Origin of the sequence: Lentibacillus populi, assembly GCA_014642895.1 — a bacterium.
GTDB lineage: Bacteria > Bacillota > Bacilli > Bacillales > Amphibacillaceae > Lentibacillus_C > Lentibacillus_C populi.
Genome location: BMJD01000023.1, coordinates 35,576 through 51,218, shown reverse-complemented (window position 1 = coordinate 51,218; position 15,643 = coordinate 35,576). Strand labels below are relative to the sequence as shown.

12 protein-coding genes and 1 riboswitch are annotated in these 15,643 nt (G+C 40.6%); of the genes, 7 read left to right on the top strand and 5 right to left on the bottom strand.

Translation table 11 applies throughout. From position 1 onward, the window contains the following. Positions 1-137: 137 nt before the first annotated feature. The gene (locus IEX12_RS13875) at positions 138-1,481 is read left to right on the top strand and encodes a CitMHS family transporter (protein ID WP_188725387.1); all 1,344 of its coding nucleotides are present in this window, start codon (positions 138-140) and stop codon (positions 1,479-1,481) included. 247 nt (positions 1,482-1,728) lie between these two features. Here the strand turns inward: IEX12_RS13875 and IEX12_RS13870 are convergent, their stop codons facing one another. Next, the gene (locus IEX12_RS13870; protein WP_188725386.1) at positions 1,729-3,204 is read right to left on the bottom strand and encodes an alanine/glycine:cation symporter family protein; all 1,476 of its coding nucleotides are present in this window, start codon (positions 3,202-3,204) and stop codon (positions 1,729-1,731) included. 15 nt (positions 3,205-3,219) lie between these two features. Continuing rightward, the gene (locus IEX12_RS13865) at positions 3,220-4,836 is read right to left on the bottom strand and encodes an amidohydrolase (RefSeq protein ID WP_102414796.1); all 1,617 of its coding nucleotides are present in this window, start codon (positions 4,834-4,836) and stop codon (positions 3,220-3,222) included. 398 nt (positions 4,837-5,234) lie between these two features. Continuing rightward, a riboswitch (PreQ1 riboswitch) is annotated at positions 5,235-5,279 on the top strand. Between the two features lie 307 nt (positions 5,280-5,586). Here IEX12_RS13865 and queC point away from each other — a divergent pair. The 6 genes from queC (at position 5,587) to IEX12_RS13835 (ending at position 11,109) form a co-directional block, all read left to right on the top strand. Continuing rightward, entirely contained in the window at positions 5,587-6,249 is a 663-nt protein-coding gene (gene queC, locus IEX12_RS13860; protein ID WP_102414797.1) for a 7-cyano-7-deazaguanine synthase QueC, read from the top strand. Then, positions 6,246-6,683 (top strand): 6-carboxytetrahydropterin synthase QueD, encoded by a 438-nt coding sequence (gene queD, locus IEX12_RS13855; RefSeq protein WP_088052759.1) that lies wholly within the window; start codon positions 6,246-6,248, stop codon positions 6,681-6,683. Before queC ends, queD begins: the two co-directional genes overlap by 4 nt. After that, on the top strand, positions 6,680-7,402 hold the full coding sequence (gene queE / locus IEX12_RS13850; RefSeq protein ID WP_088052760.1) for a 7-carboxy-7-deazaguanine synthase QueE: 723 nt from the start codon (positions 6,680-6,682) through the stop codon (positions 7,400-7,402). The genes queD and queE overlap by 4 nt, the downstream gene beginning before the upstream one ends. A 204-nt stretch (positions 7,403-7,606) precedes the next feature. After that, on the top strand, positions 7,607-8,611 hold the full coding sequence (locus tag IEX12_RS13845; protein ID WP_188725385.1) for a TAXI family TRAP transporter solute-binding subunit: 1,005 nt from the start codon (positions 7,607-7,609) through the stop codon (positions 8,609-8,611). Positions 8,612-8,637: 26 nt separating this feature from the next. After that, entirely contained in the window at positions 8,638-9,135 is a 498-nt protein-coding gene (locus IEX12_RS13840) for a DUF1850 domain-containing protein (protein WP_088052762.1), read from the top strand. Positions 9,136-9,150: 15 nt separating this feature from the next. Further along, positions 9,151-11,109, top strand: a complete 1,959-nt coding sequence (locus tag IEX12_RS13835; RefSeq protein ID WP_088052763.1) for a TRAP transporter permease — start codon at positions 9,151-9,153, stop codon at positions 11,107-11,109. Between the two features lie 530 nt (positions 11,110-11,639). Here IEX12_RS13835 and IEX12_RS13830 read toward each other — a convergent pair. The 3 genes from IEX12_RS13830 to IEX12_RS13820 all read right to left on the bottom strand — a co-directional run bounded on the left by IEX12_RS13830 (position 11,640) and on the right by IEX12_RS13820 (position 15,279). Next, positions 11,640-12,227 (bottom strand): CalY family protein, encoded by a 588-nt coding sequence (locus IEX12_RS13830; protein ID WP_088052764.1) that lies wholly within the window; start codon positions 12,225-12,227, stop codon positions 11,640-11,642. 178 nt (positions 12,228-12,405) lie between these two features. Continuing rightward, positions 12,406-13,497, bottom strand: a complete 1,092-nt coding sequence (locus IEX12_RS13825) for a glycerophosphodiester phosphodiesterase (RefSeq protein WP_155554462.1) — start codon at positions 13,495-13,497, stop codon at positions 12,406-12,408. A gap of 132 nt (positions 13,498-13,629) precedes the next feature. Continuing rightward, positions 13,630-15,279 carry an alkaline phosphatase gene (locus IEX12_RS13820; protein WP_188725384.1) on the bottom strand — a complete coding sequence of 550 codons (1,650 nt, stop codon included), beginning with the start codon at positions 15,277-15,279 and terminating at the stop codon, positions 13,630-13,632. Positions 15,280-15,643 lie beyond the last annotated feature (364 nt).

Genomic DNA, 15,643 nt, shown 5'->3' with positions numbered 1-15,643 from the left:
ACTTATGACAAGAAGGTTTCTCCCCCGCTTTATCCATGGTATTTTTTTAATATCAAAAAAAGAAAAGATCTTTTTTTTTGGATAATCTGTTAACGTTTTCATCTATGATTTTTGAGGAAAGCGGAAAGGAGAAAGAGATGTTAAGTCTTAGTATAATCGGGTTTGCAACCATATTAATTATTGTGTTATTACTTATAAGCGGGAAAGTTACGCCGATTATTGCATTGGTTTTAGTCCCTATTCTCGGCGCTTTTGCTGCTGGATTCGGGATGGAGGCAATTGGTGACTTTTTTAATGAGGGAATTGTTGATGTTATTGAAGTAGTGATTATGTTTATTTTTGCGATTCTGTTTTTCGGTATTATGCAGGATGCTGGACTGTTTGATCCGTTAATCAACAAAATGATTGCCATTTCACGCGGGAATGTTATCGCGGTAAGTGTCGGAAGTGTGATTATTGCGGCAATTGCTCAATTGGATGGATCCGGTGCATCAACTTTTTTGATAACGATTCCAGCATTGCTTCCACTGTATAAACGGTTGAAAATGAATCCGTATTTGCTGCTTTTATTAATTGGGGGAAGTGCCAGTATTATGAATATGTTGCCATGGGCAGGTCCTTTAGGGCGAACTGCGTCTGTTTTAGGCATGGATGTTACCGAATTATGGAGACCGCTCATCCCCATCCAGGCTATCGGGATGGTGCTGATGATCGGCTTGGCTGTTTTCCTCGGATATATGGAAAAGCGCAGAATCACCAAGCGATATGGTCAAATAGAGCTGGCTGCGACTGCTGAGGCAGTTTTTGATGATGAGCCTGCCGTGGAAGATACAAGTGCTGCTGATAAAGATGTCTCCCTTGCACGTCCAAAATTACTTTGGATCAACGTTATATTAGCTATTGCTGTTATTGGTGTTTTAGTTTGGGGGATTATCCCGGCAGGTTTTGCCTTCATGATAGGTGTCAGTATTGCTTTGCCACTTAACTATCCGAACGTAAACGATCAAATAGCCAGGATTCGTGCCCATGCACCGAATGCGTTAATGATGGCAACGATTATTCTTGCGGCTGGCTCATTTTTAGGAATATTATCTGGAACGGGAATGCTGGATTCGATTGCAAAAGATATTGTAAAGGTACTGCCTGCAATCGTTGCACCATACTTGCATCTTATTATTGGATTCTTCGGTGTACCGTTTGACTTATTGTTAAGTACGGATGCTTATTATTTTGCTTTGCTTCCGGTCGTGGATCAAATTGCAACAGGCTTTGAAATCGGTTCCTTATCAACTGCCTATGCCATGATTATTGGCAACATTGTCGGTACATTTGTCAGTCCATTTTCCCCGGCACTTTGGCTGGCTTTAGGTTTGGCAGGTCTGGAAATGGGACGTCACATCCGCTATTCTCTTGTGTGGATGTGGGGACTTAGTATTGTGTTATTGATCATTGCCTTGATTGTTGGTGTGATTGCAATTTAGCATCTATTAAAAAGTCGTAACATTGGACAAAGTTGCGGCTTTTTAAATGAAAAGGAACAAGCGTCTGCAGATACTTTTACCATAGATAATCCTATGATAGCTATGAAAAAATTACTGGACGATCCGGATATTGATGCTTTCTATATCCCGTTACCAAATCATTTATTCCTTCAACTCTTTTATCTTGATTGAATAATATTCTCAAGGAAGCCACTTGATCATGAATCTAGTGGCTTTTAAATCAATCCTATAAAATATCCTTCTTATCCACCGAACCCTTCTTCTCATCCTCATAAAACAATGCAAAATCAGGATCAATTTTTCCAATCCCCAAATATCTTGCTTTGTAATCATGAAGCAATGCGAAGAATTTTTTGCTTAAAATCAGAATGACGACGACGTTGATGAAGGTTGGAATTGCCGATGTAATATCCGCGAAATACCAGATAGTTTGACCTGGCAGACCAAAGCTGACAGCATAAATGACCATTAGTGTACCTGGGATAGGATAAAACCAATTAAAAAATTTTAAGAACCATTTTTTAATTTTTACGTTCTTGTTTTTAAACAAGTGGCGAAGCAGTATCTCGTAATATAAGTACCAGCCTGATGTAGTTGTTAAACCAAACAGGAAAATGGAAAGGGTAATAATAATCCGGCCGAAATCGCCAACACCGGCTTCAAAGGCTGACAAGGTCAGTTCTGCACCTGATAATCCTGTGGCCCATTTGCCAGTGATGATAATCGTAAATGCCGTTATCGAGCAGACAATGATGGTATCCACAAAAACTTCAAAAGCACCCCAAATTCCTTGTTTTACCGGGTGATCTGTCTTCGCTGTAGAATGAACCATAGGCGATGTTCCCCAGCCGGCTTCATTACTGTAAACTGATCTGGCTAGACCCATGCGAATAACCTGAGCAACTGCTGCTCCTGTGAATCCGCCTACTGCTGCGGTCCCGCCAAATGCCCCTTGAAAAATAATGGAGAATACATTTCCGATTTGGCTGAAGTGGCTCAAAATAATAAAAATGCCGGCGAGCACGTAAAACAAGACCATAAATGGAACAAGTTTTGCTGCAACTTTGCTAATGTGTTTAATGCCGCCGTAAATCATATAATAAATGAGCAGCATCAGTGTAATTGAAACAGGGATCATGCCAATATCAAACGTTGAACTTACGGCTTCGGAAATAGTGTAATTTTGCAGGGTTACAAAGAAGGTCCCAAAAATACCAAAGCCAAACAGAACAGCAGGGATCATCCAGTATTTAAAATTTCTTTCCTCCCCAAGCCCTTTTTCCATATAGTAAGTTGGTCCGCCATATGGATCTCCGTTTTCATCGGTGTTTCGGTAGTGAACGGAAAGCGTTACCTCAGCTGTCTTGATGATCATGCCAAACAAGGCGCAAATCCACATCCAAAATACCGCACCAGGGCCGCCAACAGCAATTGCCGTGGATACACCACCGATATTTGCAACCCCTACCGAACCGCCGATTGCCGTACTCACTGCTTCAAACGAGGAAATGATTCCTTTTGATTCGGCGTCAGATTCCTTCTTTTTAAACACCTTCATGAGTGTTTCTTTTAAAATATGTGGTAAATAAGCGAACTGAAACAGTTTACTTCCTATTGTAAAATATACTCCGGCAAAGAGAATGGTCAAGATGAGGGGGAGCCCCCATAGGAACGATGTGATGGCCTGTAATATATCACCCATAAAATTATCCCCCTCCTATTGGTCCTGTGGTACCAGACTTTTTTCGTATTTTACGTCCCCATTAATAATGGTCATTTCGATATCCGTGTTCAATAATGCATCTGGGTCTTCCATCTTAAATGGATTAGCGGAGTAAACGGTCATGTCTGCCAGTTTCCCGCGTGAAATAGTTCCCTTTACTGTTTCTTCATTTGTCGGATAGGCACCCATTTTCGTAAATAAGTGAAAAGCTTCCGTCATTGTAAGCTTTTCCTTTGCATTCCAGCCATTATGGGTTTGTCCGGGAACCTTTCTTGTGACTGCAGCATGGATTCCCAGGAGCGGGTCAACCGGTTCGACTGGTGCATCAGAGCCTCCTGCACAAATAACTCCAGATTCGATTAACGTTTTCCAGGCATAGGCAAGCTTAATTCGTTCTTCACCAAGCCGGTCCTCCACCCAAGGAAAGTCACCGACAACAAAACGGGGCTGAATGTCTGCAATCCGGCTTGGTGTTGCCAGACGTTTGATGAGTTCGTTGTGTGCCACTTGTACATGAATAATCCTGTCACGGTATGCAACTGGCGGAAATTGATCCAAAACATCCAATACATTTTCAAGTGCTTGGTCACCAATCGTATGTACGGCAGTTGGCATCGAAAGCGAGCGAGCATTTTTAACAATCTCGTAAAGTGTGTCTTGATCAAACATAGCTTTCCCATATTCATCGGGTGCATCACTATAAGGTTCTGATAATAAGGCAGTTCTCCTGCCAAGTGCACCATCGGCAAAAATCTTTATCGCACCTATTTGCAATGTTTCATTTCCGTAACCAGCATACATTCCATTTTCCCTGAGATCTTTCAAAAACTCATGATTGATTAATAGATTACAGCGGAGTCCTAGTTGCTCCTTGTTCAGCAACTCATTGTAAAGCTTATACGTTTGATTAAGTCCACCTAAAAAAAGCGGGTCATTTGTATGGACACTTGTTAGCCCTTTTGTGATGGCAAATTGTATCGCCTGTCTTAAGGTATTTTTCAGTTCATCATACGTTCTTTCAGGTATATGTTGGGTTATAAGATCGGCAGCCGATTCTAACAGTAAACCGGTTGGCTTCTTCGTTTGTTCGTCAATCACAATAGTTCCGCCTTCAGGTATCGTCATCGATGGATGGTAATGACAAACCTCTAGCGCCTTACTATTTACTAGTGCAGCATGGCCACATACTCGTGAAAGAAATAGCGGATGAGATGGACAAGCTTTGTCTAGTTCCTCAATCGTTGGAATACCACCATCGATAAAAAGATTTTCATCCCAGCCTCTTCCCTGTAACCATTCTCCTGCTTTTAATGTTATGGCTTTCCGTTGAATTTTCTGAAGCATTTCTTGTTTGGATGCAACACCGGTTAAATCCAAGTTAAGGAAATTTTGTCCAACTGCTGAAAGGTGCAAATGACTATCGATTAACCCTGGAGTTACCGTTTTTCCATGTAAATCAATGGTTTTAACTTCTGGACGTTGCCAGTTGAGTACCATGTCTTCGGTAGTTCCCATGTCAATAAACCTGCCATTTTCCACAACAACCGCTTCAACGGCAGGTTTTACTTGATCGAACGTGTAAAAATTTCCGTTCGTATAGATTTTTCTCATCTGGTGATCTCTCCTTACTGAAATATGTGAGGCGTTTCAAATGGGTAAAATATCTTAAAAAATGTCATAATAGTTGATTATAAATATTCTAATTATTTATAAAATAGCAAAATTAGAAGAAGGAGTCAATGTTTATTTAAAAAAAGGGGAGAACTTGCCCAGAAAAATCAATGCCAATAAAAGATATTTTTTTGTTAGCACTATAATATTTTCAGAGTGTGGCACGTACTAATTTTAAATGGATGTGCTACGTATTTTACTTAAGGAACTAATAAAATGGAAGAGTATTATACGTCAAAATCTTGTTATTTCTAATACCAATAAGCTTCTATCCACGTGACAGGAATTTTCATACATGCTAAGCTAGATATGCAATTAAATCAAAAATCTGCATGTAAGCAGGAGAGGTTCGAAACCATCCCTCTATAAAAAACTAGGGAGACAAGGCAGCGTGCTTCTTAGTGCTGTCTTTTTTTATGGTGAATTTTTGAATCTCTTCCTTTTAGAGGATGTTCAAAAAGTCACCAAATGATAAGCGGCGAATCGTGTCGTTGGCGGAAGGGGATCTTCTGCTAAAACCGCCCACGTCCTGTGGGCAACGCAGAAGTCAGCACCTCCTGTGCAAGCCCGCTCCTCATGTACCTTTTTATGTACATTCCGGTGCTCAAAGCTACGCCGCCTCGACCTTCTTGCTTCTCATTCGGCAACTTTTTGAACACTCACTTTTAACAAAAGGAGAGGGGAAAAGAAATGGATAATCAAAATGCAGTAGTTGTTTTTAGTGGCGGACAGGATAGCACGACATGTCTGTTTTGGGCGTTGAGGGAGTTTGCGCATGTCGAAGCAGTGACATTTCAATATGGGCAGCGCCATATTGCAGAGCTGGAATGCGCAAAAGAGATTTGTGATGTATTAAACGTCCGGCAACATGAACTGGACATGACTCTGTTAAACCAATTGGCACCAAATGCCTTAACACGCGATGATATCGAAATTACAGATGACGAGGGGATGCCGTCAACATTTGTGCCTGGCAGGAATTTGTTATTTCTATCCTTTGCTGCTGTTCTCGCAAAACAAACCGGTGCCAAACATATTATTACCGGAGTAAGTGAAACCGATTTTAGTGGTTACCCGGATTGTCGGGATAGTTTTATCAAATCCCTTAATGTAACCTTAAATTTGTCGATGGATGATCAATTTTTGATACATACACCATTAATGTGGCGGGATAAGTCGGAAGTATGGGAATTAAGTGATCAGCTTGGTGCGTTTGAATTTGTAAAAGAGCATACATTAACTTGCTACAACGGGATTAAAGGAGAAGGTTGCGGGGAATGCCCTTCCTGCAAACTCCGTCAAAAAGGGTTAGAGCAATATGAAATGCGCCGGGGAGATGAGGTGACGAAATGATCCAACAAATCTATCCCGTTCCTGCCCATAACTTTTTGTATGAGTTAAATAAAGATTTTCACTTTGCCGCCGCCCATTATATTGCAGACGAGGAGGCTGGAAAGTGTCAGTATACCCATGGCCATACGTATTTTGTAAACGTAACGATTGCTGGTAATACACTGGATTCCACTGGTTTTCTGATCAATTTTAAAACGATCAAAGATTTAATCCATAATCGTTTTGATCATTCCACGTTGAATAAGGATCCTGCGTTTTTAGATGCTCAGGGAGACTATTTTCCGACAACCGAGGTGGTGGCGAGAAGCATTTACGATATTATACAGGGGCATTTAGAAACGTTGGCAAATAAACCGGTATGCCTGCAAGTCTTTCTACGCGAAACCCCGACTAGTTATTGTATCTATCGACCAAAAGGGGGAGCGGAACGTTGAAACTGCCTATTCTGGAAATTTTTGGCCCAACGATTCAAGGGGAAGGAATGGTAATTGGGCAAAAAACTATGTTTGTTCGAACCGCGGGCTGTGATTACGCTTGCTCATGGTGTGATTCGAAATTCACTTGGGATGGCTCAGAAAAAGAGAAGATTAACTTGATGGAGCCAGAGAAGATTTGGCAGGAACTAAATCAGCAGGCAGGTGGCCGTTTTGCGCATGTAACTATATCTGGCGGCAATCCCGCTTTGCTTTCTGGACTGGGAGCCTTTGTTGATTTATTACAAGCAAACCAGATAAAAATCGCCCTTGAGACACAAGGAAGCAAGTGGCAGCCTTGGTTTGTCAATATTGATGAGCTAACCCTATCGCCAAAGCCGCCCAGTTCTAAAATGAAAACAAATTTTGCTATCCTTGATAATATGATTGCTTCATTAAAGGAAAAACAGAAAGGATCCTGCAGTTTAAAGATTGTTATTTTTGATTTGACTGATTTAGAGTATGCGAAGAGGGTTCATTTGCGATATCCAGATGTTCCGCTATTTCTGCAAGTTGGCAATGATCAAACGGAAAATGTAGATGACGATAAGCTACTGCACTATCTGTTAAATCGGTACGACTGGTTAGTACAAAAGGTAATGGAAAGTAAGGCCTTAAAAAATGTTCGGGTGTTGCCCCAGCTCCATACTTACCTATGGGGAAATAAGCGGGGAGTATAAAAGACACTGAATATAAGAGATTTGTTTATTGCTACGGAAAGAAAGGATGCTATCTGCATATCCTTTCTTTTTTTTGACGCTTTTTTAAAAGGTGGCCAAGCTGACCAGGACAATCATGAAATTCAGTAAACTTGCATAATCATTATTAATACCCGATCAGCATGTACACATCTTAAAAATATAAGCCAAAGGGAGGGGAAAATAGTGAAAAAATTATTTCCGGCTCTATGTTTATTCGTTGTATTTATAGTTGCTTTAAGTGCTTGTAACAAAAATAGTGATGGTGAAAATGGTGATAATGATGCTGGCAGTGACAACGACCAGCCACTGAAAGGTGAGTTTATCACGATTCTTACTGGTGGCTCTTCCGGTGTCTATTATCCACTTGGAGGGGCAATGGCAAAAATTTACCAGGATATGGGGGCAAATGCCAATAGCCAGTCAACAGCAGCTTCTTCAGCCAATGCCACAACATTGAATCAAGGGAAAGCGGAAATTGGTTTTTCCATGGGAGATGCTGCTGCCGACGCCTATGAAGGGATCGACAGCTTTGCAAAACAAGGGGCACAGAAAAATTTGCGATCGATTGCCTCATTATATCCAAACTACTTGCAGATCGTTGCTACCAAAGAATCAGGCATTAAAACGGTGGAAGATTTAAAAGGGAAAAATGTTGCAGTAGGAGCGCCCGCTTCAGGGACTGAAATTAGTGCGAAGCGAGTGTTGGAAGCATATGACATGACGTATGACGATATTGAGGAAGACTTTCTATCGTTCGCTGAAGGGGTGGAAGGGATTCAAAACGGGACAATCGATGCGGTTGTTATTTCGTCTGGACTTCCGAATGCTGGTGTTTTGGAACTGCAAACAAACAAGGAAATTGTCGTTGTAGAAATTGCTGAAGATAAAGTCTTGGAAATGCAAAAGGATTACAATGCGTTCTTTCCGACAACAGTACCAAAGGACGTATACGACATGGAAGATGATGTCGCAACAATTGGCGTTAACAATGTATTGCTTACCCATAAAGATGTATCTGATGAGATGGCATATCAAATGACAAAGGGGATATTTGAAAATCTTGATCAGTTAAAAGATACCCATAACGCTGCAAAAGACATAAATATCGAAGAAGCCTTACAAAATCTTCCGGCACCACTTCATCCGGGAGCGAAAAAGTATTTTGATGAACAGGGGATAACGGAATAACTATTTCTTCACAGAGGGTCATTCCAATGTTGAAAAATATCATCATTTATTGCGGATTGGTTTTGGTCGTGGCTGGGATCCTGATGGTTCCAGTTCAATCCGGTTTATTACTAACGAATAATAAAGGGAATTCGTTGTACTTTTTTCCATGGGATAAAGACGAGGACGTAACAATTGGATGGAGACATTCAGTCGAGTTAACACCTTGGGAAGAGACTTACATGATAACAAAGACCGGTGAATTGTTATTAAAATCTACCACCTATAAATCTTACGGAGCTGGTACTCCTGATACAGATGGGAAGGTGGAATTCCTTGCGAATGAGTTTGTTCGTGTGACAGGGATAGAACGAACCATTCCATATTACTCGCTTTTCTATGTTCCGATGTCAAATTATTATCTTGAACAACAAACGAAAAAATATCCACTTTCACAAGTTGTTCCTGATAATATTAACGTTCAGATTCATTACAAAGTGGTTAGCATGTATGAGTGGTTGTGGCTGAAAATCAAGCGATTGTAAGGAGGGATGGACCAAATGCATAACGGACAAGTGGTTAAACATTCTGAAGAACTGACAGAAGAGAAAAAAAAGCAGCTTGTTGGGAAATACGATTCAGAGTCCAGATTCAGAAATTTGAACATACCATGGATGGTTAGAATGGTTACGCTTTTAGCGGTTGGCTTGGCACTATTCCATCTTGTTACTTCTTTTACCGGCCCATTAGTTACATTGAAACATCGGGCCCTTCATACCGGTGTTATTTTAGCCCTGGTGTTTTTGCTGTATCCATCACGCAAGAGAGCACCACAAAGACGAGCAACAGTCGTCGACTTATTGTTAGCGTTATTGTCTGTTGCAACTATCGTCTATATTTTTGCCGATTATTCAGGTATTGTCAGTCGAGCCGGGTTGCCAAATCAAAACGACCTGCTTTTTAGTATACTCATTGTCATTCTCGTGCTTGAAGGTGGGCGTCGTGTTGTTGGCAATGGGTTAACGCTTTTGGCCTCGTTATTTTTACTTTATGCTTATTTTGGTCCATACCTTCCTCGGGTTATTGCACATCGGGGGTATGCAATAGATGATATAGCCACTTATATGTATTTAACCACAGAGGGGATATATGGGACAGCGATCGGGGTATCGGCTACATACATCTTCTTATTCGTCTTATTTGGTGCATTTTTGAATCGGACAGGGATGGGGCAGTTATTTAATGATGCTGCAATGGCAATTTCCGGTCATACGTCGGGAGGACCGGCAAAAGTGGCTGTCATTTCTAGTGGATTTCTCGGATCGATTAACGGTTCTGCAATAGCAAATGTTGTGACAACTGGATCGTTTACGATACCTTTGATGAAGCGGACGGGCTACTCGAAAAACTTCTCTGGTGCAGTTGAAGCTGCTGCATCTGTTGGCGGTCAGGTGCTTCCGCCGGTAATGGGGGCCACAGCTTTTATTATGGCGGAAACATTAGGGAAACCATACGCCGAAATTGCTCTTGCTGCGGTTCTTCCAGGGGTTCTCTACTACATGGGTGTGATCACGGTTGTTCACCTTCGTGCTAAAAAGCGTGGCCTAAGGGGATTATCGCGCAAAGACCTTCCAAATATGAAGCAAGTTATCAAAGAACGGGGACATTTGTTAATACCGCTAGTTATTTTAATCTATATGTTATTTGGCGGTTTTACCCCGATTTATGCCGCTGCATGGGCGATTATTTCGACCGTTGTCATTGCCATGTTTAGAAAAACAACCCGATTAGGTCCGAAGAAAATTGTGCAGGCACTGGAAGAGGGAACGCGCAGTGCACTTGGCGTAGCAATGGCATGTGCCATGGTAGGGATTATTGTTGGTGTTGCATCTTTGACAGGGTTCGGACTAAAAATGACGACCGCTATCCTTGTATTGGGTCAGAACACGCTTATTTTAACATTGTTTTTTACCATGCTTGCTTCGATTATTTTAGGCATGGGATTACCGTCAATTCCAACGTATATCATTACATCTTCCATGGCAGCACCGGCCTTAGTAAAGTTTGGTGTCGATCCTTTTGTTTCCCATATGTTTGTGTTCTATTTCGGCATTTTGGCAAATTTAACACCCCCTGTTGCGCTTGCCGCGTTTGCTGGTGCAGGAATTTCCGGGGGTGATCCGAATCGAACCGGTTTTAATTCTTTAAAATTGGCAGCAGCTGGTATTCTGGTTCCATATGTTTTTGTATATTCTCCTGAATTGCTCATGCAAGGAACAAGTGCATTAGAGATTATTTGGGTAACTATCACTGCAGCATTAGGTATCATTGCCTTAGGAGCAGGATTGGAAGGATATTTACTTACAGACGTTCATTTACCTCTCAGGATTTTGGCAGTAATTGGTGCAGTAACGTTGGTTATCCCCGGATTATGGACAGATATGATTGGCCTTAGTTTGGTCATTATTGTGTTAGCAATACAAATGGTGAAGAGAAAGAGAAGCAGTAATATTGAATAATTGTTGGGGTAGATTGCTTGGAAAAGCAGGATAATTTGGTGGATTATTTTTATAGGTTTGGAAAGTATTCCAAAAATAATTTTTTTATAGTAAAAAACCTAGGTATATCCTAATAGTGCGTGTTCAAAAAGTCGCCGGATGAGAAGCAAGAAGGTCGAGGCGGCGTAGCTTTGAGCACCGGAGTGTACATAAAAAGGTACATGAGGAGCGGAAAAGCAAGCGGGCGATACGATTCGCCGCTTATCATTTGGTGACTTTTTGAACATCCTCTAATAGATAAAACTAGGTTGATAAGGACATCTAGGTATGAAACTTTTTGTTCGACATTCTGGGAATGATCGTATGTGAAATCTCGTATTTCGAACCATAGCGAAATTGGTTTCGTTCCCTCTCTTAATGTAAATCAATATTACTCCTTATCGACACCGTAACTAATCAAATTAGTAAATAGAAAGGTCAATAGCAAGTGAAAAATATTTTAACCCCCACAACTTTAAAGTTGTGGGGGTTAAAACTTTTCTATTAAACTCTTACTTTTCTTCACCAGTTGTTTGTTCTGCTTTAAATGTCCATTCCAGTTTTAAGGTATCTCCTTGGAATTCATTTTGATCCTTTCCGTTATCAACAAAATTAAACTTTACTGCAAAGTCGTCAATAGTGCCAGCGGGAAGCCCCTCTTCACCAAATTGGGGGTAAAAGATGTGTTTGTTTATCGTCTCAGGCTTCATCTTTTTTAGCTCTGCCAGCGTTGTTTTGTAGATAACTTCATCCAATTTATCAGCGTTGTATAGAAACTCAACTTCGATATACTTGCCAAAGTCATCTGTGTTATCTTTTTTAGCATCAATAATAGAATAGTCGGTTTCTAACAATACCTTTGCAATATCCAGTGTGCCATTGTTTTGCAATTCAAACGTACGAACCATGTGATCACCAGGTTTTATATTGTCCAAATTGATAATTTCAGTAGGCTCTGCAGTCAGATCCAAGGTACCTGCTGCGAATGTATTTTGTGTCACTTCATCATCACTGAAATATGCGTACGTTCCTCCTCCTATCATTGTTAATCCAAGTGTTGCGGACAGTATACCAATGCCAAGTTGTTTTTTAATTCCCATCCTGTATTCCTCCTTGTGTGTTGTTTTTTATAAAAAACCGATGAAGTATGTTCTGATACTTGAAACGATGCTGTTCCAATTTTTCTGCCATTTTATTCAATTATTCGAACACGCTGTTACGGGGTAACTTGAAATAATGTTAGATTACTGTTTTCATCATGAAACCAAATTCCACCCCTTACCACTTTCCTATAAGAAAAGTAGCCTCATCAAGCAGTACATTAAATGCCCGGTCAGAAATCAACCCATTTTCTTTTTGTTGGTTCAGCAGTGTATTAAAACCGTTCATGTGCTTGATAACTTTCTCATGCAATCCTTTTTCTTCATACTGACTTACTGCGGTTAAGTGTACTTTTAACGAATGTGCTTCGGTACTGGATAATTCTTTTCCTTCAAAACGCTCGACAAGTGTTTTAATGGTAGTTGCACTAGCTGGCATATTTATAAGTATTGGGTAATCTGTAATAATCCCATCGACGCCCCACTCTGTAAGTCTGACAGCCCATTCTCTGTCTGTGACAGTGTATGGCCAGGTTTTTAGCTTATGCTGATGTATACGATCAACCGTATCTTGATCTAGTAACCCTTTGTTAGGATTAGCATAATCAGCATACGTTTGAAAGCTTGTTAACTGTTCATTAGTGATTTTACCTTCAATTGTCTGCGCATTACTGATTAACACCCCGGTTGAAACTGACGGTAGTATTTCGTGAAACTGCTTAATAGATTCCCAATTAAAAGATTGAACAATTATATCGCTGTTATCCGTTGTCCCCATGTTTCGTTTCAATAGTTCGTCTGCTACTTTCTGTTCAATACCCGGGTAAAGTTCCGGATTTTTTAATTCTATTAGAATACCAATTTTCCCCTTGTAGCGATCTAATGCTTCTCCGAGGGTAGGAACTGTTTCCCCTGCAAATGATTGATCAAACCAGCTTCCGGCGTCTAGTCGTCTGATTTCTTCAAAGGTAAGATCTTTAATTGCTCCAGTGCCATCAGTTGTACGATCTACTGTCGTGTCATGCATAAGAATTAACTTTCCGTCTTTCGTCATCTGAACATCAAGTTCAAAGTAATCCGCATTAAATTCGATTGCTTTGTCAAAGGCGGCAAGCGTATTCTCCGGTGCCTGTCCAGATGCCCCCCTATGGGCAACGTTTACCGGGGTACTTCCGCTGGTGCTTGCAAATGCATTGGTCACAGGAAACATTACTGCGATACCAATGATAAGTACTACGGCGGTTAAAAATTTACTCCGTATTTTCTTCATATGCTTCCTCCTCGTCATATCCACTTAATAGGAAAGTGGTGAATTCGTTACGTTCCTTTCATATATATGATGATAACTTATTTTATAGACTTGTAGAGGTCACCAGGTCACCCCCTCCCGGTAAAATAAAGGTTATTGCCATTTTGCCAACAATGATTCTGTTCCTTTTGTTAAGGCATCATAGGCATTTGTGGAAATAAGGTCTTTTTGTTTCTGTTGATCAAGTAATAGATTAAAATTCGTTAAATGCTTGATAACTTTTTCAGCCGCACCTTTCTGCTCAAACTTACCCACTGTAGTTAAATGGATCAGTAGTGATTGTGCTGCATCATGGTTTGTAATTTCACCATTTTCCTCAAATTGTTGAACCTGCTCCTTTAAATCCAGTGAAGTTAATGATTTTGAAGTTGTTTTGCTTATTAATTCTGCGATTTTTGTGTTGTCGATTGTTCCAGTAAGTCTTTCTGATAATGGACCGTATGCATAGACTGGTACATTAACCCCTGTGTGTCCTGTCGTTGTCCAGCCAATCAATGCCCGTTCACTGATAATTTTAGCTATCGCCCCGGCAGCATCTTCATCTGTTTTAATTAATTGTTCTTCTTCTTTTTTCAAATCTTTGATACCGGTATACTCCGCCATTATTTCGGCAATGTTAGATTGTTCTTTATTAAATTGGCTGCTAATATATTCTGGTGTCCGTTTCACATTTTGTACTACATCTTTATTAAACCCGTATACACCGTCTGCCCCAATGGACATACCACCAGTTTCATGGTCGGCTGTTACAATTACGATTGTGTTTTTATCCTTTTTTGCGAATTCTAGTGCTTCCTGAACCGCCTTATCAAATGCCAGGGTTTCTTGAATATTCGTTGCAGGCCAGTTTGCGTGTCCAGCGTGGTCAATACGTCCACCTTCCACCATAAGGAAGAAACCATCTTTATCATCTTTAAGTACATTCAGTGCCTTACCGGTCATCGATTGCAGACTTGGTTCACCGGTCAGATCCCGGTCTAATTCATATGACATATGACTTTCATTAAATAAACCTAACAATTTGTCTGCATCCGCATTCTCTAGTTCTTTTTTATTTTCAATTAGTTTGTAACCTTTTTCTTTAGCTGCGTTCAAGAGATTTTTTCCATCTTCACGTTTCCCACCCTTGTCCTTTGGAAGAAAATGACGCTTTCCGCCACCGAGTAAGACTTCAATGTCGTGATTTAGCAGCATTTGTTCAGCTATGTTGTTTTCTTCATCACGGTTTCCAATATGGGATGCGAAGGCAGCTGGTGTAGCATGGGTAATCCTTGCTGTCGATACGAGACCAGTAGACATGCCGCTTTCTTCAGCAGATTCGAGCACAGTATCAACATTAAAATGTTCCTCGTTTTCATGATGTTCTTCGTTCTTTGGCGCCTTTCCCAACACTCCGTTGTCTGTTTTGTGTGTGGATGAAAAAGCAGTTGCTGCTGCCGCTGAGTCTGTAACCGTATTGTCATGTGAGAAGGTCCGTGCATATCCGACATTGGTAAATTGATCCATGATTAAATCTTCTGCCCCGTATCCGCTTCCTTTATAGTAAGCTGCTGCAGATACCTGATTCTGTCCCATCCCATCGCCAACCAAAAGGATTACATTTTTGGCTGCGGCTTCATGTGCGGGTTGAAGATTTTCGCTTTTTGCATCGCCACTTGCTGTTGTTACTATGCCCAGGGCAACCGATGTGCTTAACACTCCAGCAAGGGTGACTCCAACCAGCTTTTTGGCATTTTTTTTCATTCCATTCCCCTCCATTTTTTGTATTTCCTATCCCTATCTACCTTAATGGAGGAATGTTGAATTACTATTAATCTATCGTTAAGAAACTGTAAATATTAAATTTTTTGTATTCTTATGTTGGTTTTAACTATATAATAGAGATGACAAAACGTTTATAGTTAGCCTTTCTTGAAGGCTATGTTTAGAAAGGCTGCCAAATGATAGAGCAGGGTGAAGATTTTCTGCATGATGACTTAAAGCAAGACCTTATACCTATACAAAGACTATTTTCATAAACTAATTGAGACTATTTGCACTAGTACTTCTATTTTTAATTCGCTAATGTTAGAAATGACTGAGTATTTAAATCAAACACGTTGTAAAG

Coding starts and splice junctions, on each gene's coding strand:
- IEX12_RS13835 (WP_088052763.1), top strand. CDS start 9,151: ATGCATAACGGACAAGTGGTTAAACATTCTGAAGAACTGACAGAAGAG.
- queC (WP_102414797.1), top strand. CDS start 5,587: ATGGATAATCAAAATGCAGTAGTTGTTTTTAGTGGCGGACAGGATAGC.
- IEX12_RS13830 (WP_088052764.1), bottom strand. CDS start 12,227: ATGGGAATTAAAAAACAACTTGGCATTGGTATACTGTCCGCAACACTT.
- IEX12_RS13840 (WP_088052762.1), top strand. CDS start 8,638: ATGTTGAAAAATATCATCATTTATTGCGGATTGGTTTTGGTCGTGGCT.
- IEX12_RS13820 (WP_188725384.1), bottom strand. CDS start 15,279: ATGAAAAAAAATGCCAAAAAGCTGGTTGGAGTCACCCTTGCTGGAGTG.
- IEX12_RS13870 (WP_188725386.1), bottom strand. CDS start 3,204: ATGGGTGATATATTACAGGCCATCACATCGTTCCTATGGGGGCTCCCC.
- IEX12_RS13865 (WP_102414796.1), bottom strand. CDS start 4,836: ATGAGAAAAATCTATACGAACGGAAATTTTTACACGTTCGATCAAGTA.
- IEX12_RS13825 (WP_155554462.1), bottom strand. CDS start 13,497: ATGAAGAAAATACGGAGTAAATTTTTAACCGCCGTAGTACTTATCATT.
- queD (WP_088052759.1), top strand. CDS start 6,246: ATGATCCAACAAATCTATCCCGTTCCTGCCCATAACTTTTTGTATGAG.
- IEX12_RS13875 (WP_188725387.1), top strand. CDS start 138: ATGTTAAGTCTTAGTATAATCGGGTTTGCAACCATATTAATTATTGTG.